A 22,565-nucleotide genomic window follows, 5' to 3' on the forward strand; every position below is an offset into this window, starting at 1 on the left:
CTCCTCCCTATTGTGATAACCATGAAAAAATCCCTAAAACGCCAAACATAATTATACCTCTAATAGCATCTTCTAATGTGGTAGCTACTTTGTCTTTTTTTATATTTGTTTTATTGAATAATGTAACAACTGCATAATATCCATCACTTTTTACTATTGGAATGAAATTCACCAGCACATTAGAAATCACCAAATAACAATACGGTAGCTGTTTTGGAAAAAATAATAGTACAAGCAATACATAAATACAATTCATAAAATTTCCAGCCAGATAAATTGCAATCCTTTTGTATTTAGAAACCATATAGCTATATGAAGTATCTACATAAAATGCAGGCCAAATAAACATAAATTTAAACCCTATTTTGACTCGACTTTTAGGATAAAATTTTTTCAAAAATAATACATGTCCAAGTTCATGAATAAATATATTTATTATTAAAACTAAAGTTGCTGGAAGAAAATTTACATCTATAATAGAATACGTTGTAGTTCTAAAATATAAATATAATGTCAGAAGAATCATGAAAATCATTCCCATCATATATAGTATATTATCTTTATCATTTTTTACGAACTCCAGTTTTTCCTTTCCGAACAGTGAATCAAATGTTGCATTATCCAATTTAAAGAAATTATTATTTTTTTCTACAATCGTAAAATCTCTTTTACTGTCCTGAGCTATGGTATATTCTTCATATTTAAATATTTTCAAAATATCCTTCTTCCTTCAGCAATCTTAAAAACCAATCATCTTTAAATAAAAATCCACATAACTCACACGGAGAAGTCAAACTCTGCGGATATTCTATATTCTTTTTCTTTAATAATTCCAAAAATGGTGTAAAACCTTCTGTATAGATTTTATGTAAAACCTTATTATAATCTATAGACTGAATGATTGCACTCAAGCTCTCTTCATGTAAATTTCCCATTAATAAAAGCGTATTTTCTACGACTTGTGAGCAACATGGATATACTTCTAACTTTGCATTAATCAATAATGTTCGATCTAAAAGTCCAATACAGCGCGCTTCATGTTTCTTCAAATCAATAACTTTTATAAACTGGGAATCAGAAAATATCTCTGCTGATCCGGTATTAATAACTGGTTGATATGCATAATTTGTCTTAAAGGCATGTTCCCCCATCTCATTGATAATATCACCTGGCTGAATACCATCTTTTAAGAAGCAACCAACAATTTCCGTACTTACCTCTAAATCATTTGCAATATCTACAATATTTAAGATATTCTGCAAATCAATAAATTCCTTATGAAATTGATCATAACTAAAGGAAATCATTTTTATCTTAGATTTATTTCTTTCAATAAAATTTCTTGCCTTATTGATGTCCTTTCCCCAGAATCCATTAGTTTTAATTGTAATTCCAACTTTTCTACCATAATCAAAATTAATTATATGCTCTACCAAATCAGGATATAGCATAGGTTCACCGCCAGTCACACCAATGAGATCTATAGACGGACATTCCTTAATATTTTTTAGAATCAAATCTAATTCCTCTATTGTAAGAGTTTTACCTCTTACAAGCCCTCTTGAGTCACAACACATTTTACATCTTGCATTACAATTTTCAGTTAATAAAATTCCACATCCTTTAAATTCCATTTTTTTCCCATCTCCTTCTAAAAATAAAAATTATACATAATACAGTAGCAAATAATGCTATTGAATATAAAATATTTTCTTGAATCATCAAATAATCGCTATTTCGTGTATTAAAGTACTGGTTAAACTTTATGAAAACAGGATTTGAAGCGTCATACCTAACCAAAAAGCTCAATTTGGGGTTAGCAATCGAAGCCACCATTGAAAATAACCAAAAAGCAAAATTTACTACATAGGCTCCAATAACACTTTTAAACAAAAATCCCCACATACTTGCCAATAATATTTCATAAATAATTGCACTTTCGAAGTAGAACAAAGTTGCCAAAGTATAAGAGAAATCCTGATACACAATACTTATACCTATAACTCCACCAAAAACAATAATACTCATCCAAGCTAATATCACCGCAATTTTTGTCAAAAAATAGCGAAGCCAATTGTATCCCATAAGTTTATAAAATAGGATATTTTTATTTTTGTAATCTGATACAAAAGACTGAATAATCAATACTGGAAAAATAAGCATTCCAAACTGTGTGATTACCGTATAAATGCTAACGTATAGCTCACTAATTGTCGGATTGGAAATCTTATCCAGACTTACAAGTAGTACATATCCTAGAACAAAACAGATTGCTACAGTAAGTAAATAAAATAAAAAAAAGTGATTTTTTATATTTTTTCTTATTTCCATATTATTCCCCCCTTATATACATAGCTACAATCTCGTCTTTAGAAGCAATTTCTGTAATTTCCAGATTGTTAATATAATAGTATTTCCCTTCCATATATTCTAAATCAGATAAATTATGTGTAATATTGATAATAACCGCTTCATGAGTTTTCTTATATTCCATAAGGAATTCATACAAATCTATAGAACTATTTTTATCCAAAGCATTTGTAAATTCATCTAATATAATCACTTTAGGGTCTGCTGATAAAAACGCCAATAATTTTATTTTTTGCTTCTGACCATCACTCATCTTCTTGATTTGCAAGTTTTTAGATACTTTATTTAATTTTAACAGGTCATATAAACCCATAATTTTCTGTGCTTCAAATTTCTTTTTTAATAATTTTATCACATCATCAAGAGTAAACTCTGCCGGAATATTACTACTGCTTCCAATAAGAATTGCCTCCTGATTTTCTTCAATTTTTCCCTCAAATTCTAACATTCCTACACATGTTTTAGCAAAACTTGATTTTCCAGCGCCATTGCTTCCTAAAATATGGTTTATATATTTCTTATCAAATGAAATGTTTACATTTTCAAGTAGCTTTTTTTTCCCTACTTTCAAACTATAATTAATCAGTTTCATTGCAGTATCCTTTCCAAATAGGTGTTTATAAAATATATGAAGCATTCTATAAACACCTATTTCTCATAAAATATGATAAGTCTACAAATCTCTCGTCTTTTTATATTTAGTGTCCTTTACTACCAACGACAGCTTTAAGGGTAGCGACAATGAAGTACCACATGCTGTTAATATTTTCCAGTTTTAAGGCCTCCATTTTCTGATCCATAACCTCTTTTTTTGTTTCGTTATTTTCTTTAAATTCATTAATTTTCATCTCTAATTCCTCCATTTTAAATCAATTTTTTTATTAGTGTCCCTTACTACCAACAACTGCCTTAAGAGTTGCAACAATGAAATACCACATACTATTGATATTTTCCAGCTTTAAGGCTTCCATCTTTTTCTCCATAACTTCCTTTTTATTTTCATTGTTTTCTTTAAAATCGTTAATTTTCATTTTTATACCCAACCTTTCTTCTTTTCACTAACTATTTTTTACACTTTACAGTGTTTTCAAAATTTCTATTCCCTTTTGCTTAATATATTTTTGTGGGACTTCTTGTTTTCTCTGAAACCATTGATGTATTTCTTACCTCCCTGTGTTTATTCCTAATCCATATGTATTAGATGTTTTGTAGTATAGCACTCAATACAAATAATAGTTATTTTTGTCCACCAAATATTATTTTTATGACCACAAAAAATGCCGCTACAGGTTTATCACCCGTAACGGCATTTTCCTTTATTTTATTCCGCTTTTTCTTCATTACCGGATTTTAAATATGTCATGACCTCTTCCACTGTTTTTCCGGAAGCAAGTAAGGCGCTAAAGATTTCATCTTTCTGTTTATCTTCAATCTTCTTCCTAAGTTCTTTTGCTTTCAAACGCAGTTCTTTTAATTCTGCCTCTGTTGTTTTAATCTCCTGCTCTGTCTTCATAAGCATTTCTTCAAGAGAAAGATTCTCTACTTTTTTACGTCTTGGCATACTGTTTCCTCCCATGCTGATATCTCCTTCATTCTACCATTATTGTTCCAAAAATACCAGTCTTTTTATGAATCGCTCCTATCTCCCTCTTCGCTGCTGTTTCTGGCTTTTGGCATATTCCATCTTTTTATTGTATTCGTCCATGATTGCACTTTCCAGATCTGCCTTAAATTCTGCATTGACTGCATGGGCAATATCCTCCCTCTCTCCTTTTGCAGAATTTTTCTGAGGCATACCTACAAAAGTTTTTCCGTTCCATGCCTGGATCACATGAAGCTGCTGGATTGCCAATACGTCCTGCAGACGAATGGCTACATCTGCCTTAAATGTATCGCTTCCCTGTACCGGATTTACACTCAGATTGTAATACAGCTCTTCCTCTCCCCAACAGCCCTTACAGTCTGTTTTCGTTTCTGTCATATTCTCATAGGCTTCCCTTACGGTATCCAACACTTCCTTTTGAAATTCCTTATCCGTAAACCGGAAAAAAGGAACATACTCCCCTGTTTCATAATCTCTGTAACGGGGCATATCGAGATACAGATTTCCCTTCGAGGACTCTTTAATTGCAAGGCTTTTCACACAGAAGGCCTCATCAAAGGTAATGGTAGCAAATCCTTTCAGGTTATTGATTTTTCCTTCTTCCTGTTTCAATTCCGGTTTATATACTCTGATATTATATTCCATATTGTGATCTCCTTTTCTACTCTATTTTTCGTTACCGAACTGCTGTCTGGCATGGAAGATTTTTAGTTTCCTCCTGCACTTCCACACACTCCTCCTGGTCCTTGATTTCCAGTTCTGCATCAATCTCCATCTGCCGGGTAATATTCTCTTTTAAAAGCTCCTCATACGGGAAGGGCTTTTCATATTCCTGCTTTGCATTTTTTATCTCATTTTCGCAGGTCTTAATTTCTTTTTGAACGTCCTCCACTGCTTTATCAAGGGCATTCAAGCGGTTTTCTATACGGACCATGTTACCGGAGTCACTGCTTTTTAACTCCACACTATACTCCTTCTCTCCCTGAAGGAACAAGATCGGTCCCAGCATATCATTTTGGACAGATACCTGAAACCCCTTATATATACCGACTTCGTGCCTGGTAAAAGCTGTTACCCCTTCTATAATCCCACGCAGAACTTCACCTGCTTCTTTGTGTTTTTCATAAACTTTTCCCTGCAGCGTGATTGCAAACCCCGGCTGTACTTCCATAGCCTGGTTCCTGCGCTCCAAATCCTTTTGAAGTAATTGCAGTTCTCCCTTCAGGCTTTGTATCCTTTTCGGATACTGGAAAGTGACCGCATCTTGCAGGGTAAACCGTTTCCCTTCATGTGCAGCTTTTAGAATTCTCAGACGTGCCACTTCATTATCTACTTGTATTTTTTCCATAATCAGGGGATTTTCAGAAGCTACCGCTTTAATCTCTGCAAAATTTAATACGGTTTCATCTATATCCTCACAGATCCTTGCCAGTTCCCGGCTGGTAAATACCTGGCTGATAAACCGCTGTTTTGTTTCTACAATGCCCCATAAATAAGCATCAAAAGAACCCTTTGTTACATAGCGGTAAATATTGACTTCCTCATTTTCATTCCCCTGGCGGATAATGCGCCCTTCCCGCTGTTCAATATCAGAAGGTTTCCAGGGGCAGTCGATATGATGAGCCGCCACCATTCTGGTCTGGATATTGGTTCCTACCCCCAGTTTTTCGGTACTTCCTATAATAATCCGTTTCCTTCCGGCTCTGACATCGGAAAACATACGGTCCCTCTGTTCATCTGTTTTTGCATCATGGATAAAACAGATTTCTTCCTCTGGAACACCTCTGGTAATCAGTTCCTGTTTTAAATAATCATAGACGGTAAACGCTTTCCCAGGTCCGGGTGTCCCAATATCCGAAAAAACAATCTGGGTTCCTTTCTGTTCCTGGGACTGTACATATTCCTGGTAAATGTTTTCTACTGCTTTATTCAGTTTGGAATCCGAATCTACCGGAGCATAACTGTCCAAAAGCCGGGGATCTGTACCCAAAAGCCTTGCTTCCCCGGTAATCCGGAGCATATTGTCGTCCTTTGGATCTACCACACCTCTATGGATTGCTTCTGCCCTTTCCACCATTTCCTGCATACGTTCTTTGACATAATCAGAGGCTTCCGATACTACAACCTTATATTTTCCGTCCTTTAATTCTGGCCGCTTAATATCTAGCATATCAGGCAGAATAATGTCTGCTACTTCTTTAAACAGGTGTATCAGTTCCGGCAGATTGATAAACTTATTAAACCTGGTCCGCATCCGGTAACCAGTACCTTCCGGTGCCAGTTCCAAAGAGCTGGTAACTTCCCCAAACACAGAAGCCCATGCATCAAAATGGTAAATCCCCTTTTCGTGAAGCCGCCTTTCCTGCAGATATAACTGCATCACATAAAGTTCCACCATTGAGTTTGACAGAGGGGTTCCCGTTGCCATAATGACGCCCCTTCCCTGATTTTTTTCGTTGATATACTGGATTTTCATACGCATATCCATAGCCCTCTGGGAACCGCTGGAACCCAGACCCGCAACATTGTTCATTTTCGTAAAAATTTCCAAGTTCTTGAACAGGTGCGCTTCATCTACAAATAAGGCATCTACGCCTGTTTCTTCAAAGTACATCACATCATCTTTGATTTCTTCATTGTTCAGTTCTTCGATTTTCTGCAACAGTTTTTTCTTTCTGCTTTCCATCTGCTTTATGGACCAGTTCTTTCCCTCTTCTTCCCTTGCCCGGTTAATGGCTTCTACCAGTTGCTCTGCCTGCTCTTCCATCATGGCTCTTTGCCGGTCAGGGGAAATGGCAATTCGTTGGAACTGAGTATGGCCAATAATAATACAGTCATAATCCCCTGTTGCCATTCTGGCAATCATACGCCTGCGGTTTTCCTTCTGAAAATCTTCTTTTCTGGTAATCAGGATCTTCGCATCTGGGTAGGCGCGCAAAAATTCTGCTCCCATCTGGAAGGTCAGGTGGTTCGGAACGGTAAGAAGGGGTTTCGTTGCCAGCCCCAGCCTCCTCATCTCCATACAGATGCAGATCATTTCCAGAGATTTACCAGCGCCTACCGTATGGGCAAGCAAGGTATTTCCTCCACACAGCAATGCCCTTGCCACAGCATTTTTCTGATAAGGACGCAGCTTTAGCAGAGGGTTCAGTCCCGGCAGTTTTAAATAAGAGCCATCATAGCTTCGTTGTCTGTCGCAGTTAAAGGTTTCATTGTAAAAATCCACATATTTTTTTCTGCGCTCCGGCTCCTTAAAAATCCAGTCCCGGAAGGCTTCTTTTATCTGCTCCGCCTTATCCCTGGCAAGCATGGTTTCCTTCCGATTAATCACATAACGCACCTTTTCCCCTTCCTGCACCCGGTCCCTTATGGTCACAATCCGGCTGTTTAACAGTTCCTCTATAATGCTGATCGCATCCATAAATCTTGTGCCATAGGTTTCCCTGGTACGAATGGTTCCTCCAAAAAAATTTCCCCTGTCAATATGGTAAGACATATCTGCATCTAAGCGCTCAATCTTGAGGGCATGGCCACTATGAGCGCAATAGTTTCTCTGGTTGCTCTCCGGGATTTCCAAAAGCTCATAGATAAACTGTTCGTAATCCTCATTTTCAATCCAGGTTGTTCCCAGTTTTACACTGATCTCAGGCGCTGTCAGTTCTTTTGGCTGTACCTTTTCCAGTGCTTCCACGTTGTCTACAAACAAGGGATTATTCTGCGCATAAATCCTAGCAGTACGGAGCTTCTGCCGCACATTGCCGCTTAAATACTCATCTGCGGTTTCCCACCCTGCATTGGGATCTTCTTCTTTTGCCAGTACCGGGTTCTGGTAGATTAACCCTTTTAATTCCTGGAGCATTTCTTTCCTGTTTCCCGGATAAAGAGAGAGCATATAGGGAATATCCACCCGGTTATATTCTGACAGACTGATATGCAATGCTTCCTGGGCATTTTCCACTTTGTCTATCACATCTCTGGGGCGTATGGTCCTTTTGTAAAAAATATCAGCTTTGGTTACATTTTTGTCCTCGTCAACCACTTCCAGGGAAGAAAGCAGGGGATAATCATTGTCCTGCCGGAACGCCATTTTATTTGTCCGGTCACAGAAATATCCATGCGTTTTCACAAAGGCATCATACAAACGGTTTAACTGTTCCTGTGCCTTTTTCAGTTCCTGGTCAGAACAATTTTCCTGCTGTATCTGTAAAATTTCACGCACCAGAAGGCGGATCTTATGCATGGCACGTATCCGACGCTTCACACTTTCCTTTACCTGGCTCCGGTATAAAGACTCCCCTTCCCGGTAATATACTTCGTCCTGTATCACCGTAAACGTATAATTAGGTATCTCTGGAGAAGCAACTAAGACGTCCTGCTCTTCCTTCTTTTTTTCTGCTATGCTTTCTTCATAACAGTTTTTAGGAAGCTCTCCAACTGCGTCCAAAATTCCTTTTTCCAGGTCAAAGTCTTCCGCTTCATTGACCAGGGCTGTATATTTGGAATCTTTCCCGAAAAACTGTTCAAACCAGACCATTTTCCCAAGCATCATTTCCGGGTGTTCCAGATAATACTCATTCACCGGCACCATGTCTTCTGTAAGCCCTGTATAAGTCCAGATCGGCTCCCCAATCGAAGGCTCTGCTTTTTTCTGAAAAAACAAAAGGTCACTGGTAACTGCGGTATTGGCGCTCTTTCCAAAAGAATCTGCCGGAAGCCGGACTGCCCCTAAAAGGTCTGCCTGTTCTGCCAGATTTTTTCTCACAGTGCTGTCATTTTTATCCAACGTTCCTTTTGAAGTTACCACTGCCAAAATGCCTCCTGGCCGAAGGAGGTCCAGGCTTTTCCGGATAAAATAATCATGGACTTTCAGCTTCATCTTTTTATATCGGGGATCATACAAGCGGAAGTCCCCAAAAGGCACGTTTCCCACAATCACATCAAAGCTGTTATCCTCAAATTCCGTTTTTTCAAATCCTTTGATCTGGATACTGGCTGAAGGGTGGAGCTTTTGTGCAATCCTTCCGCTTATGGCATCAATCTCCACACCATAAAGCTGGGATTTTTGCATATTTTCCGGAAGACCATGAAAAAAGTTTCCAATCCCCATAGCCGGTTCCAGAATTTTTCCCTTCTGGAATCCAAACTGCTCCAGGGCTTTATAAACACCCCGCACGACTTCCGGCGGCGTATAAAAAGAACTGTTGACACTGGCCCTTGCCTGGGCGTATTCTTCTGCGGTCAACAGTTCCTTCAATTCCTGATATTCTTTTTTCCACTCCGGGCGTTTACTGTTAAAAGCATTTGGCAACCCGCCCCACCCTACATACCCCGCAAGAATTTCCTGTTCTTCTTTTGTGGCATTTCTCTCTTCCTGCTCCAGTGTTTTTAAGATACGGATCGCCCGGATATTTTTCTGATACCGGCTTTTATCCCCACCGGTAAACTGAAGCCACCCTTCTGGGTAATAATAATCTCCGGCTTCTACCTTACCTTCTGTCTGGACAGAGGTTCTTCCTTCCTGCCAAAGCTCTTCTTTTTTAAGAATTTCGCTATATTCTTCCCATAATGCAGGAAACCAGGGAAGCAGACGGTACATATTCTTCTGCTGCTCTAAGGTTTCTGAATCTTCGGTATAGGCAATCTGGTCCTCCTCTGCCAGATGTGCAGTAAGCCCGCCAAACTGATCCCAGGAAAGTTCCTGCAGAAAATCTTGGCTTTCCGGCAGGGTGATCTTAATCCCATTTTCCTGAATACAAAGCTCATAGCTTCCATGTTCTGTCCGCACCAGATAATAAGGCTGGCCTTCCGGTACTTCCCGAAGCAAAAGCATCTTCAAAAAATGGTCTTTTTCTTCCGGTAGCTGATTAGTCGTATAGACCAGACAGAGCATTTTCTTTAAAATATCCGCCTGGATATTCTGTTTATAAAAGGCTATGCCAATCTCTTCTAATGGGATTGGTTCCTTTTCCTCAATCACTTCCTGCACTTTCTCTGGCTGTAAGGTTTCTTCCTCTGTTTCTTCCCCATTTTCTAAGGCTTCCTCCGATACAGATAACAAAGGAAGATAGGTCCCTTTTTCAATCCGTTTCCCAATTTCCAAAGAAACTTCGTCCCAGTACCAGAACGCCTCCTTCATGGAAGTTCCCTCACTCCAAAGAATATAAAAACCACTGGAACCGCTTTCTGCGGTCAGGATACCGTCTTTTGTATGGGCTTCTCTTTTTACATCTCCATACAATTCATAAAGATAGGCTTCCCGGTCTGTTTCCTCTGGATTGTTCCGGTAAAACTCATAAATTTTATATGGTATCTCCTGCCCTGTCATTTCCAGAAGGATTTTCTCTTTCTGCCAGTTTTCCGGCTGTGCAGGTTCTATCTCCCCAGACAGAAAAGGAACCGCCGAAGCAGTTCCTTTCTCTGTATCCTCTTCTGTTTTTTCCTGTTTTATCCGATCCTGGGGTGAATGATCTCCTCCATAACCTGTTTCTGCGCTTCCATGTCCGCCTGTATCCGAAGGTTGGTCATTTCCAACGTATTGTAAGGGTCGGTCCTGTCCTCTCTGGTCCAGGTCTTCAGAAGACTTTCTGCCAGTTTCTCGTGGTATTCCTCCGCTTCTGTCTGGATTTTCATAAGCCGCTCCATCAGTTTCCCGGACAGGAGCATCATTTCGTATTGTGCCTGGTCCGTTCTCTTCATTTCCTGTGCTGCGATCCTGCCGTAACGGTTCAGGGACGCCAGTATCTTCTCCTCGCTCATCACGCCCTCTAAGACTGGTATCTGTACGCCATTCATTTCCCTGTACTGGATTCCTGCGATCCCTTCCATAATACTGCCTCCTTTCAAGGTCTATGTTCTTCATGGTCCTTGCAATCTGTAACACAATCCGCCCAGATAAATGGGATACTAACCGTCCTGTCCGGTACAGAACCTCCTCATTCTCTGAAAAACCGCAGATAAAAGAAAAATCCAGGGTGTCATCTCGGATACCGCAGCGGCTTTCCACCGCATAACAGACACTGTTTACAAGAAACTCTGTAATCTGGTTTTCTTTTACCTCCTGTCCCTCTCCGGTAAGGACAGCCAGCTTCTGCAAGGATTTTAAAATTTCATATTCCTCTTCTATCATAAACCAAACAATTGTTCTTGTAAAGGCGTCTAAAGAATTTTTAAACTTTTTTTCCTGTTCGTAGATTTCCGGGAACAGCTCCCTTGCCAGCAGTCTGCGGTTTGTCCCATTCACCTGCCAGTTCCAGGGCCGGATTCCCTGTCCCTTTACATCTTGAATATCATAAACATGGGTAACTCCTTCCCCGAAAATTTTGGAAGGAAATACTGCAATTCCTTTACTTCCTCTGGCAACCGGCAAATCCATTTCCAGCCAGGCATCATATCCTGCAAGAACGGACGCATCTGGGCGCTGGGCATATACCATACAGGTATTTAAGAAGTCCAACTGATACAAGCGCCCCATGCAGGAAAGAAAATTTTTCCAGGAATCCTCCGACTCTGAAATCCAGTGTATGGTTTCCTCATACAGTTCCCGTACTTTTGTGATATGCTTCATCTGCTGTTCCTTCTTTCTTTTACAGGTACCAGTTCTTTTGCAGAAATATCACGATAGGAAAAATCATCTGCCCCCAGCACGATTTTTTCTGCATAAGAATCTGCTTCTGCTTTTGCAGTTGCCTCCAGTTCATTCCTGCCCCGGTATCTTACTTTTTTCTCCAGGACTTCTGTTATGGTCACTTCATATTCTTTTTCGTCCATGCTTCTCCTTTCTTACTGCAAGCGGCTGGGTCTTCCATACAGCCCAATGTTCGACGGATTGAACGGGTCATTCACTACTCCACGTCTGCTGTTGGCTGCATGTACCATTCTGCCATTACCAACATAAATTGCCACATGGGAAATATTGCGGAACTGCCCATTCTGCTCATAAGAATAAAAAATCAGATCTCCCGGCTCCAGTTCGCCTTCTGTAACTTCCAACCCATGTGTTACCATAAATTCTCCCTGGGTAGAGGCAATCGCCGGAAGGGAAATGCCTACCTCCTGATACAACCGCTGTACCAGGGAACTGCAATCATAATATCCTTCCTCATACCGGTGTTCCTGACTGTATTTGCAGCCTACCTTCGTCAGTGCCAGATTTGCAACGTCACTTCCTACGCCAAAGGAAGGGATCTCATTTCGGAATTCCTCACTCATGACTTCCCTTAAAAGTTCTTCTTCTTTTTCGGTCAGCTTTCCAAGTGCAATATAGTCCTCATAATTCAGGTTCTTGACGTAGCAGCCCTTCTTTGTTACCGTAATCTCATTTTCGTCCCCATCTGCCAGAAACGCTTCAAAAGTCTGATGTCCCCAGGCAGACGCAGTTGCATGATCTGCACAGAAAACATCAAATTGTACCCCATACCGGTCAAATGCTCCGGTATCTTCTACGGTATATTCAATCCCGTTCATAATGATCCTGGTTCCCATAGGGACAAAGGGGTTTTGTGCATCTACTGCAATGGTATGGTCCGGTTTTGGCATGACACCGGAGGCTGTAGGTCCTCCTGCCCACTGTCCACAACAGATACTGCACTGGCAATAACCGCTGGTGACAACATTTCCCAGGCTTTCCCCTGCCTTTATGGTGGTGGTTATGGTCGTGTTTTCAAAACTGTTCATTTCATCAAAGATTTCCTTCAGCTTGTCCTTATGCCGCTGATCCATATCCACACCTATATCCCCGGTTCCATACTTCACCATATAAACCATTAAAGTATCATAGTAATTACTCACATAATTCCCGTTTTTCTCATGGAGATAGGTAACTGCCCCATCTTCCCCATTTTGTCCAAGTTTTGTATTAAAGTCCATGTAGTAACCGCTTAAAACTTCTCGGACGGTAGGGTTCTCCTCAGACGGATTTGGCATGAACGCACCAAGTGGCGAACAGTATAAGAGGAAAAAGATAATCACTACAGGGATTGCCACCACAAGAAGAATACTGAACAGCGGAGCCAAAAGCGCCCCGGCAAACTGGACCACCTTCAGCATAAACACAGAGGCTTTCATCTTTACAATATCTTTTGCCACCTGTGCCAAACTGTCCTGCTGCCCATTTCCGGTGAGCTTATTGATCATATACTGGATTTTTCTCTGCCGGACTGCCTGTTTTTTCTGTTTCTCCATCTGTTTCTTTTTCACTGTTCTTGTTTGTCTGTAAAACTGCTTATTGGTGATCTTCCCATCTGCCTGTTTTACCTTTAATTCCTGCTCTGCCTTTCTATAATTCCGATCCTTCCACAGCTTTTCTGCCGGTTTTGTTGCTGTCCCCATGACATAAAGGGAATCATTGACTTCCTCCCCGCCCTCTAACTGGGTCAATATAGCAGCCTCTCCCCGGCGTACCCCTTTTATGGCAGTCTGCTTCGCCAGGGAAGATTTTTTTGTTTCCGCCAGCTTTGCAGCCTGTTCCCTCCGATACTGTTCCTTCGCCTGGAAACCAGCAGAGGGCTGACTGTTTGGTGCTACCCCCTGTTTCATCTGATCCGGCTGTAAGGTTCCCGGTACAGATACGGTGCTTTTGGCCTTTCCATTTTGTTTTCTATCTTCTGCTGCTCCCCGGATTGCTGCCTCTTTCCCGGCTTGCTTTTTCTTTTCCTTTTGTTTTTCAAACAGCGCTTCTCTGCCCTGCTTCGGCTGTTTCCCTTTTTCTGCCCCTTCTTTTTTCTTTCTCTGCCCTAAAAGATCGGCCACCGGCTTAGAGGTAAAAGCAGCTTTCTTTTCCTTTGCAGATAAAATAGGATTTTTCTTATGCACCGTCACCTGGGCTTCTTTTTTTAATTTCAGCTCCGGCTCTTTTTCTTTTTTTTCCTTAATCTCCAAAGCAGTCCCCCTCTCCGGGGTTTAATTCTTCTGCCTGATACCAGAGCGCCTGAAACAGATACCCCTGTTCCTTTTCTCTGGGTGGTGGACCGTACTCCTTTTCCAATTCCTGAAAGGCTTCCATAAGGTTTCCGGAAAATTCCTGGTAATCATCTTCTGTCAGGATATATTTTTCACTGAACAGTACCTGCTCCAATTCCCCCACTTCTACCAAATGGTCTATGTCTTCCGGGGAAAGTGGCGGTCCCAGTCTGTCATAAGTCTTTTCTTTCAGGTAGGAAAACTGATAAAGTTCCGTCTGCTGCGGTAAAACCTTCTCCTTACTGCCATCAAAGAGCAAAAAAATAGCTTCCGCTTTTAAGAAAACGGAAACCTCAGCTTGCTCACCATATTTTAGTGCCTGCTCCTTAGAAGGAAACTCCAGCCAGTCCGGAATACGGATTTCCAGCATCCAGGCTTCATACTGCAGTCCAAAAGATAATTGATATTTTGCGATAATTCCTCCTCCCTTCCACTACAAATAGTCATAATAAATCTCATTGGTATCTTCATGAAAGGACAATTCATACTGTCCGGGGATACCAGGATCCTCCATCCACCAACGGAAAAAAGCATCTACATCTGACCATAAGCGGGAATTGCACTGCCTTCCTGCAGCTTTCCTTAACTCCAGCATTTTAGCAAAAGCCCGCCGGTAAGCCCTCTCATAGGTCGGGAAGATGCGGAACTCCCGGTATCTTTGTTTTCCTGCCATAGGACAGCCTACACAGCCAACCCAGTGAAATCCCATTTCGTAAAGAGGGTTCATGGGTATTTTCTCTGCCTGGATATACTCCCAGACCTGCTGGTCACTCCAGTCAACAATGGGATTGCATACGTGTTTGCCCCTTGACAGGCATGATTCAAAGAGTCGCCTGGTATCATCATTATCATTATTTAAAATAATGGCACGTTTTTTTCCATTTGGGACAAAGTTTTCATAAATCCCCCTGTTTTTCCTCCGCTTTCGGCTTTCTGCCCACCGGACACCTGTGGTGATAAAACGCCCAGCCCCACCATTTTCTTTTAGAACCTCACAACAATACCGGATAGTCCTGGTAGGAGGGATCATTTTCATGGGGATCAGGCTCCACATAGTTATCCGCTGCCCTTTATAGTAAGGTTTATTGATACTACAAGTTATACCGGCCTGTTCTGCCTTCTGAAACTGTTCCCTCACATAATAAATAGTCTGTGGGGCATCTGCAGTAGTCAGGTTGTGCATCAGTTCAAATGGCACGCCGGAACGCCGTACCAGTTCCCTGCATACGGCGCTGTCTTTTCCTCCACTGTCCGTCACTACCAAAGAAAGCCCATAATGTTGCAGGGACATCTGGCTGGCAGTGCGGATACGTTCTATTGCTGTTTTTTCTAAATCCAATTTTTTTCAGGAGGGAAGATATCTTTTACATGGCCAAAACTCCGCCTCCTTTCCTAATTTTATCTGCCGCCCCTTTTTGGCGGCTCATATCCATTTGCTGCATACGCTTCTACGGTCATACCGTATGACTCTGCTTCCTGTCGTATCTCTTCCATAACCTGTTCTTTGTATGATTTATCCGGACAGGCAGTTGCAAAATCCCGGATATCCGGCATACAAGGCAGCTCCTTCCCTGTATTTAATGCAATCCTGCTTTCCCGGATATAGGCAAGCATGGCTTCCTGATATGCTTTTCGTGATGCGTCCCCCTGCGTCAGTAAAGGGACTTTCTTTTCTATTTCCTGTTCTTCCAGAACCGCTGTTTCCAGTTTTTCCAGGTTGCAGAAATACTGAAGGGTAGGAAGCATCTCCTCCAGTACCCATCTCATTTGCTGTTGTTCATGTTCCCATTCTTCTGTTGTCCTGGCGGTCTGTTTCATAAGCTGCTGCCCTTCTTCTGTATGGAGATAATAATCTGCAAATGCTTTTACATGATCCAGCAGATTTCCTTCCCCGTCACCAAAATCCTGGCGCCCGGTATAAGACATGACTTCCCCCTCTGAGAGAAAACAGATTTCAAAATGTGTTTTGTAATAACCTGCCATATCTTTCTCTTCCACTGCCTGCCGATCCAGCTTTCCGAACAATTCTACCGCTTGATTTAATGGCATGGCTTCTTCCAATGGAATGTCCGGGTGTTCACTGATCCGCACATACACAAAGGGTTTCAAGTCCACCGGCGGAATAAGTTTTACCTGTTCCAGTGTTGTCTTTAGCTTGTCTGCCTGTTCTTTCAACTCTGATTTCTGCTCAAATATCTTGCTTCCCAGCCACCTGCTGTATTCCTCTTTTCCGTCTTGACATAAGGCTTTCCATATAATAGCTTCCTTATGTTCTGCTTCTTTCGGATAAAAGGTATGGTAAAAATCAGGGTCAAGATTTTTTTCCAGTTTAATCATTTCATCTGCAAAAACAGTAGCCTCCAAGGTTTTCTCTGTTAAAAGCCCTTTGGTATCAATGACTTTTGTTTCCGGAAGATAAGCACTCAGTTCCCTGGCAGCTATAAAAACCTCTGGGTATTGGTTTTGATCATAGATATCTCTCAAAAGATCCACATCCAACTCCCCGTTATAAACCAGGGAAAATTCCAATGGAATACCATCTTCTTCCTCCACATGAAGCCCAATTCCTTTTCCTGCATTCAACCTTTCAGAAGGAATACTCTGATAGATCTTTACTGCCTCTTCTGCACTGTGGATATCCTCCCTGTATTCTCCATAGCGGTTAAATTCCATACATTCTGCCACATAATACGTTGTCAAACGTCCGGTGGCATTCTCGCCCATCTCACCTTTTTCCACGTAGCAATACCTCCTTTTTATGCACAAAAAAAGCACTACCGTTTTTAGCGATAATGCTCTTTGTGTTACTTCTTATTTTCTTTTTAAATGATACAGCCATGCTCAATCAGCTTCTGCTGTCTGGTCGTTAAAATAGAATATTCAAGGCTTTCCCTGTCTTGATGCAAGTAAAAACAAACAGGTTCCCTTAATTTGCTCTTTTTCGGAACAAGCTCAAAGGCAAATTGCCCACTGTCAAACCGGGCACCATCAAAGTATCCCTGAATAAACCGTTCTTCCGTATTCCCACTATGTAGCAATTCATCAATCATTACTACACCGATATAGTGTTTTTCCCTTAGCGAAGCCTCAATCTCTGCAAGGTAATCAAAAGGAGGCTCGCTAGTCTTCATAACCACAAGAATATTTTCTTTTTCTTCACTTATCACAATCATATCAAAGTTATTCATCTAACTTACTCCTTTCTCCTAATTTCTAAATCACTTCATAATATTCATCAATAATCGCCAATGCTCTTTTAATCAAATCATGAGCACCTTTTATATCCAGCATCTTTGTAGTATCAATTGGTGCTGTAGGGTCATCCCAATGTTCTATTGGATGGCGATTGCTGTTATAAAACGTATAAATATTTCCAATATACTTTACCTGCTCAGGCTTTGCATTTCCATATCTCTCTGGTTTCAGCTTATATTTTACACCTATTTTATCAAACATATCAAAATGATTTTCTTTGATGTACTGCGCATTTGGTATAATACCACATTCTATTAATGCTATTTTTAATTGTGCTTCTACAACACGAATTGCCGGCTGAGCCAAATATGTTCCATCAAACATATCATCTGTGACCTTTAAATTATACACAGCCTGATGAAGAGATCTTTCCATTTTCTTAGACGGTAGCTTATCATAAGCATTTGGCATATAAAACTGAAATTCAGAGCGAACCTCGTCTTTATCTATGTTAAGATTATATGTGTCATTAAAAATTTTAGGAATTTCTTCTACTTCTATTAATTCAGTAATATATCCAATAATAGTAGAAAATAACACTTCTGGTCTTCCTTGCATTACTACTTTATTATGCTTTTGATAATGTGTCACAACTACTCTATCTTTACTTTTGTTACATTTTAAAGAAACTGCTTTTCCATGAGCAATCTTTTTTTCATCTATAATTAGATTGTCTTTTCCAATTTCATCAACAGCAAGTGCTATAACTGTTGACAAATCTTCATCTGAAATTCCCTCAACTGTAAACCAAAAATCGCCTCTTTTAACTTTAGGAATCCCATTACCTTCTGTTAAAGCAGCTTTGGCTAATTTATCTGCTTCTTCATTATAATGATCTCCAGAATGAGCTTTTACCTTTTGATAAGAAATTTTTAGAATATCTGATTTACTCTTCATAAAATTTGCATATTTCTGAGTAAGTGTATTCTTTGCCTTCCATTCTCCTTGAGCCCACTTTTCAATTCCTTCATAATCATAACGAAGTTCTAAGTTATGATAACCATTCTTAATTGCCCATTGTACTGCATACATAGCACCAAGCATTTCACCAGCAACATTTCTAATTGCTAAAGAGTCCGGTTCATTTCCATTTCCTGATTCTCTAATAGTTTCTCCTCTTGGTGTAAGAATAATACACCCAAAAGCATATTTTCCTATTTTCTCATCAAAACTACCATCTACATATACAACTAACTGGTTTGTTGTGTTCTCTTCTATATCTACTTTTTTAATTTCTTGTATCCTATTCTCTAAATAGTTTTTCGCTTCCTCTTCTGTTTCAAAACCTTTATACTCTGCTCCCGGATATCCACTTACCGACTCTTTACACTCATTCCATGAATAAAACAAACCGGTTTGCTTACCCTTTTTTACAGCATAAACTTTTTTCTTTGCCATGTATACTCCTTCAAGATTTGGGATTATAGCATAATACAACCTGTTCGTCAAGAATTTTATGTTTACACTTTGACGATATTTGTCTATTTAGCTACTTTTATTTTCTGTTTCTTATTTTATTATACATGTTCTGTCAAAACCAGTCAATGTATTTCACTGTTGCAATAATTAATGTACCTTCTCTTTCTCACTCTTTACATAAGGAAGAGATTGCTCTGCTGCTACTTCTTCCATTTGAAAGTATTCTGGCAGTATGTTTTCTTCCCTGAAACTAAAATACCGGTTCTCAGCCACCACGATATGATCCAACACCTCAATCCCCATAAGATTGCCGGCTTCTGCCAATCGCTTTGTCACTTCTATATCATGCCTGCTTGGTTCTGGATCACCGGAAGGGTGGTTATGTGCCAAAATGATACTGCTGGCATTGGATAAAATCGCAGATTTGAATACTTCTCTTGGGTGAACCAGTACACTATTTAACGTTCCCATACCTACTACGTTGACATTAATAACCTGGTTTTTTGTCCGAAGGTTTAAAATACAGAACATTTCCCGGTCACAATCTTTTAAAAAATCCTGAAAGAGTTCTGCCACATCACAGGGATTTTTTAATTCTTTACTACTGTATAGAGGAGGTTCTTCCACCAGGCGTATACTTACCACATCTATTTTATGTGTCTTCTCCATGTTCTTCCTTTCCAAAACAAATCTCCAGCATAATTCCCTCCGGCAGATTTTTTAAAAGTCTTTCCAACTGTTCTAAATTCATTTCTATTTGATATGTTTCAGCCATTCTGCCACCTTTCCCATGATATACAAAAAGAGTGCCTGATAAAAGAACTGCACTCTTTTTGTCCTATCCTTTTTCTACTTTACCGACTTATAATTTTTGCTGTTGCCTAATTTTTTCTCGTCTGTCATACCTTTTCCTTTACAGATAAAAGAAAAAGTTCCTTTCAGATTACATTACTCCTGCTTTGTCTGCAACGCCTTTTCGTGAAGGTTGGTATTGAAAAGCGCATACAGCGGATTGGCTTCTTTTTCCATACGGTTATCAAATGGAATACAGGTATTTCCATACTTAATGATCCCCGTACCGGAAGGAGAATTATCTACATATTTTAATTGTGCTTCTGGAATTCCTGCTGCAGTGGATAATTCCTGACTGTCTACATTGGACTGCTTTAACAGGGCAATAAACTCACTGTTCCCCAGCATGGTCATGGCTGTATAGTTCTGCAGCATATCAACCAAATTTTGGGTGATTCCTGTGCATAGTCCCCCTTGCTTCCTCACTTTTTTCCAGAGGCTGAACAAAAATTTCGCACTATACTCCCGGTCAAGAACCGTATGGAACTCATCTATATAAAGCCAGGTTGCCCTTCCTTTCTTTGCGTTTTCTGCAATCCTGGCACTGATATTTTCCAGCATGACCAGAGTGGAAATGGCTCCCAGCTCTTTCCCCAGGTCCCTGGTACCATAGACAATGAACCTTGCCTGTACATTCACATTGGTATGGTTATTGAAAATATTTAAAGAGCCATTTACAAACAGCTCCAACGATAAAGCAATGTCCTTTGCCTCTTCTTCTGGCTGCTCCAACAATAACTCATAAAATTCTGACATGGTAGGGATATGCTTTTCCCTTGCCTTTGCAATGTCGATATACAGCTTTCGTACACAACGGTCTATAATGGATTTATGGCGGCTGTTTAGATTATCCCCGTAACATTGTTCACACAGCCCCAGCATAAATTCCCCTTTATCTCGGATATATCCCTGGGAATCGTTTAAATCCAGCGCCCAGACATCCATCTCCAAAGGATTGATGTAATTCTTTGTATAGGTAGACAGGTTAATGATTGCCGCCTGGTTTCCCAGGGCTTCTGCAATATCAAAATATTCCAGTGTCGGATCGATACAGATAATATCATCATCTGTTCCTAAGAACACCTGCAGCATTTCCGACTTACTGAAATAGGATTTTCCGGAGCCGGGGACACCGAATACCATTCCATTTCCATTTGCCAGTTTTTTCCGGTTTCCAATGCAAAGGTTATGAGAAACCTGGTTAATGCCATAGCAGACGCCGGACTTTTCGTTTAATTCCTGTACATTAAAGGGAAGAAGGGCTGCAATATCCCTGGTGAGCATGGTCCGCATTGTGCTGATCTGCCGGTTTCCCACTGGAAGTATGGTATTCATAGCTTCCCTCTGCTGATAATAGTGGGTTTCAATCTGGCACATGCGTCCATTGCCGATATTTTTAATGGTTTCGGTTACACTGTCTAACTCCTTCTTGTCCTCTGCCATGATCAAGAAATTAACCCCTGTATAAAACAGGTTCTGGTCATTTTCCCGCACGTCGTCCATAAGATTTACAATCTTCTCCTTCTGGACTTTCTTGATATGAGAAATGTCACTGGAAAAGTCGTTATTTTTATTACGGACTCTCTGCTGCTTTAAAATATCATTTTCAATGCCCAGATATTTCTTCTGAAGAACCTTATTTGCCAGTTCTTTTGGTACTGGTACAATGCAGATTGTAGTGATGCTATGAACCGGAAGACTGGTAATCTCATTTAAAAAGGTATCCGATAAAGAAGACGGATATTTTTTAATGAATAATGCCCTGCATTTTTTCCGTTCCGTTTCAAAATAACCTGGGTAAAACTGCATATACCCTGGTGAAATATCATTTTTAGGATCACCGCCCTTTTTTAACGCCTGTCTGAAATCAAAGGAGAATTGTTCTTCTTCCCCTATACGGTAAAAATTGAAAAGTACCCGCAGCCGCTCTTCTGCATTTAATTCTTCAATGCAGGAACCAAGTTCTCCAAAGTTCTGTTTTAAGGTAGCTTCAAAAGTGGCAAAAAATGCTTTTGCCTGTTCGTAGGATTTCCGTTCTACACATACAGTCAGCAGTTTTTCCTGCTCAATCCCCTGCCTTCCATCTACAATGCGCTTTTCAATAATCTGATTATAACTTCCACGCAGCCAGTTAAAACCATCTCCTTTTTCCTGGAAAAGTACATGCTCCCGGAAATCCTGCATATTTTTATTCCGATTAAAAATGGTAATAAGAAAATATATATCAATGGCATTTACCGTCTTACAATACTGCTTTAAAATCCGCATCTGTTCTTCTGCACCTGCGGTTACATAGTTAATATCCAAAAAACGGTATGTCCTGGAATATATCCCCTTCCCTACTTCAAAAATGCCATTTTCTGCAATTCTCCCAATCCCCATGACTTCCTGAAGATATTTCGGGGATTTTACTGCTTTATCTGCTTTTTTTAACTGGTCAAACTTATCTGAAAAAATTGACAATCTCTAATTTCCTCCTTTCAGGCAGATGGGACCACAAACACAGCAGCTTCCATCTGCCGCTACATGTCTGTGTATCCCTCTCCTGAAATGGAGAGCAGGCGCTATTTCACGCCTTGATTGAATATTCTGGTCAACGGTACATCTTATACCACACCGCTGCTGCCGCACCAAGTACAATCATCACTACCGTTACAATTCCCATACGGATTGCCTTCTTTTTCACCACGTTGACATCACCACCTTTCTTCTCTTTTTTATGTTCCTTTTTCCTTTGCTGTACTTCCCGTTCTTCTTCCTGACGGGTTTCCATATAAATCTGTTTCAGTTCCTGCACCGATTCCGTAGAGCCATACACCAAAGGGCGGTTAAAAAAGGAAAAATAAATCATCTTCCCTGCAAACTGCCAGAATGTCAGCCCATGATAGTTATAAAACCCAGTCAGTGCCAGAGGTACAACAAAAGGGGTTGCCACATAACAGCTCAAAGTAATCCCGATTTTTTCATACAAAAGCAGGACAATCCCAGTTCCTACGCCCAATGCCAATGCCGAAAACAAAAACTGTTTTGCTGTAAGTCCTAGAACCAGGGATTCTTTATAATGCTGTAGGTCCTCACTTAATTCAATCTCCATACATAACCTCCTGTA

The 22,565-nt window shown here is 40.3% G+C and carries 20 protein-coding genes; all 20 read right to left on the bottom strand.

What is annotated here, in order from left to right; genetic code table 11:
- Positions 1-7: 7 nt before the first annotated feature.
- The gene (locus tag DXB83_RS13640; protein WP_055056101.1) at positions 8-715 is read right to left on the bottom strand and encodes a metalloprotease family protein; all 708 of its coding nucleotides are present in this window, start codon (positions 713-715) and stop codon (positions 8-10) included.
- Positions 702-1,634 (bottom strand): radical SAM protein, encoded by a 933-nt coding sequence (locus tag DXB83_RS13645; protein WP_055056102.1) that lies wholly within the window; start codon positions 1,632-1,634, stop codon positions 702-704. Before DXB83_RS13645 ends, DXB83_RS13640 begins: the two co-directional genes overlap by 14 nt.
- Complete coding sequence (locus DXB83_RS13650; protein WP_116441989.1) at positions 1,624-2,331, bottom strand: hypothetical protein; 708 nt, start codon at positions 2,329-2,331, stop codon at positions 1,624-1,626. Before DXB83_RS13650 ends, DXB83_RS13645 begins: the two co-directional genes overlap by 11 nt.
- A 1-nt stretch (position 2,332) precedes the next feature.
- A complete protein-coding gene (locus DXB83_RS13655; RefSeq protein ID WP_055221587.1) occupies positions 2,333-2,962 on the bottom strand; it encodes an ATP-binding cassette domain-containing protein in 630 nt (209 codons plus the stop codon).
- Between the two features lie 106 nt (positions 2,963-3,068).
- Positions 3,069-3,218, bottom strand: coding sequence for a hypothetical protein (locus DXB83_RS16570; protein WP_155512670.1), 150 nt, complete (start codon positions 3,216-3,218; stop codon positions 3,069-3,071).
- A gap of 33 nt (positions 3,219-3,251) precedes the next feature.
- On the bottom strand, positions 3,252-3,401 hold the full coding sequence (locus DXB83_RS16575; RefSeq protein WP_155512671.1) for a hypothetical protein: 150 nt from the start codon (positions 3,399-3,401) through the stop codon (positions 3,252-3,254).
- Between the two features lie 290 nt (positions 3,402-3,691).
- Complete coding sequence (locus DXB83_RS13660; RefSeq protein ID WP_227159868.1) at positions 3,692-3,946, bottom strand: flagellar export protein FliJ; 255 nt, start codon at positions 3,944-3,946, stop codon at positions 3,692-3,694.
- A 63-nt stretch (positions 3,947-4,009) separates the two neighbouring features.
- Positions 4,010-4,618 (bottom strand): septation protein SpoVG family protein, encoded by a 609-nt coding sequence (locus DXB83_RS13665; RefSeq protein ID WP_055056105.1) that lies wholly within the window; start codon positions 4,616-4,618, stop codon positions 4,010-4,012.
- Positions 4,619-4,649: 31 nt separating this feature from the next.
- Positions 4,650-11,537 (bottom strand): N-6 DNA methylase, encoded by a 6,888-nt coding sequence (locus DXB83_RS13670; protein WP_242999507.1) that lies wholly within the window; start codon positions 11,535-11,537, stop codon positions 4,650-4,652.
- A complete protein-coding gene (locus DXB83_RS13680) occupies positions 11,534-11,740 on the bottom strand; it encodes a DpnD/PcfM family protein (RefSeq protein ID WP_118697760.1) in 207 nt (68 codons plus the stop codon). Before DXB83_RS13680 ends, DXB83_RS13670 begins: the two co-directional genes overlap by 4 nt.
- Positions 11,741-11,752: 12 nt before the next feature.
- On the bottom strand, positions 11,753-13,849 hold the full coding sequence (locus tag DXB83_RS13685) for a C40 family peptidase (RefSeq protein WP_118697761.1): 2,097 nt from the start codon (positions 13,847-13,849) through the stop codon (positions 11,753-11,755).
- Positions 13,839-14,300, bottom strand: a complete 462-nt coding sequence (locus DXB83_RS13690; protein ID WP_118697762.1) for a hypothetical protein — start codon at positions 14,298-14,300, stop codon at positions 13,839-13,841. The genes DXB83_RS13685 and DXB83_RS13690 overlap by 11 nt, the downstream gene beginning before the upstream one ends.
- A 63-nt stretch (positions 14,301-14,363) precedes the next feature.
- The gene (locus DXB83_RS13695; RefSeq protein ID WP_118697763.1) at positions 14,364-15,221 is read right to left on the bottom strand and encodes a phosphoadenosine phosphosulfate reductase family protein; all 858 of its coding nucleotides are present in this window, start codon (positions 15,219-15,221) and stop codon (positions 14,364-14,366) included.
- 107 nt (positions 15,222-15,328) lie between these two features.
- Positions 15,329-16,669 (bottom strand): LPD25 domain-containing protein, encoded by a 1,341-nt coding sequence (locus DXB83_RS13700; RefSeq protein WP_117467690.1) that lies wholly within the window; start codon positions 16,667-16,669, stop codon positions 15,329-15,331.
- Positions 16,670-16,752: 83 nt separating this feature from the next.
- Positions 16,753-17,118 (bottom strand): type II toxin-antitoxin system RnlB family antitoxin, encoded by a 366-nt coding sequence (locus tag DXB83_RS13705; RefSeq protein WP_021650936.1) that lies wholly within the window; start codon positions 17,116-17,118, stop codon positions 16,753-16,755.
- 25 nt (positions 17,119-17,143) lie between these two features.
- Entirely contained in the window at positions 17,144-18,583 is a 1,440-nt protein-coding gene (locus DXB83_RS13710) for a ribonuclease H1 domain-containing protein (protein ID WP_021650937.1), read from the bottom strand.
- A 168-nt stretch (positions 18,584-18,751) separates the two neighbouring features.
- On the bottom strand, positions 18,752-19,273 hold the full coding sequence (locus tag DXB83_RS13715) for a JAB domain-containing protein (RefSeq protein ID WP_055173282.1): 522 nt from the start codon (positions 19,271-19,273) through the stop codon (positions 18,752-18,754).
- Entirely contained in the window at positions 19,257-19,379 is a 123-nt protein-coding gene (locus tag DXB83_RS17050) for a hypothetical protein (protein WP_255610470.1), read from the bottom strand. The genes DXB83_RS13715 and DXB83_RS17050 overlap by 17 nt, the downstream gene beginning before the upstream one ends.
- 173 nt (positions 19,380-19,552) lie before the next feature.
- Positions 19,553-21,919, bottom strand: a complete 2,367-nt coding sequence (locus tag DXB83_RS13720) for a VirB4-like conjugal transfer ATPase, CD1110 family (protein ID WP_055173279.1) — start codon at positions 21,917-21,919, stop codon at positions 19,553-19,555.
- A 130-nt stretch (positions 21,920-22,049) separates the two neighbouring features.
- Positions 22,050-22,550, bottom strand: coding sequence for a PrgI family protein (locus DXB83_RS13725; protein ID WP_117689847.1), 501 nt, complete (start codon positions 22,548-22,550; stop codon positions 22,050-22,052).
- Between the last annotated feature and the right edge of the window lie 15 nt (positions 22,551-22,565).

The organism is Blautia sp. OM06-15AC, assembly GCF_003481425.1.
GTDB classification, from domain to species: domain Bacteria; phylum Bacillota; class Clostridia; order Lachnospirales; family Lachnospiraceae; genus Fusicatenibacter; species Fusicatenibacter saccharivorans.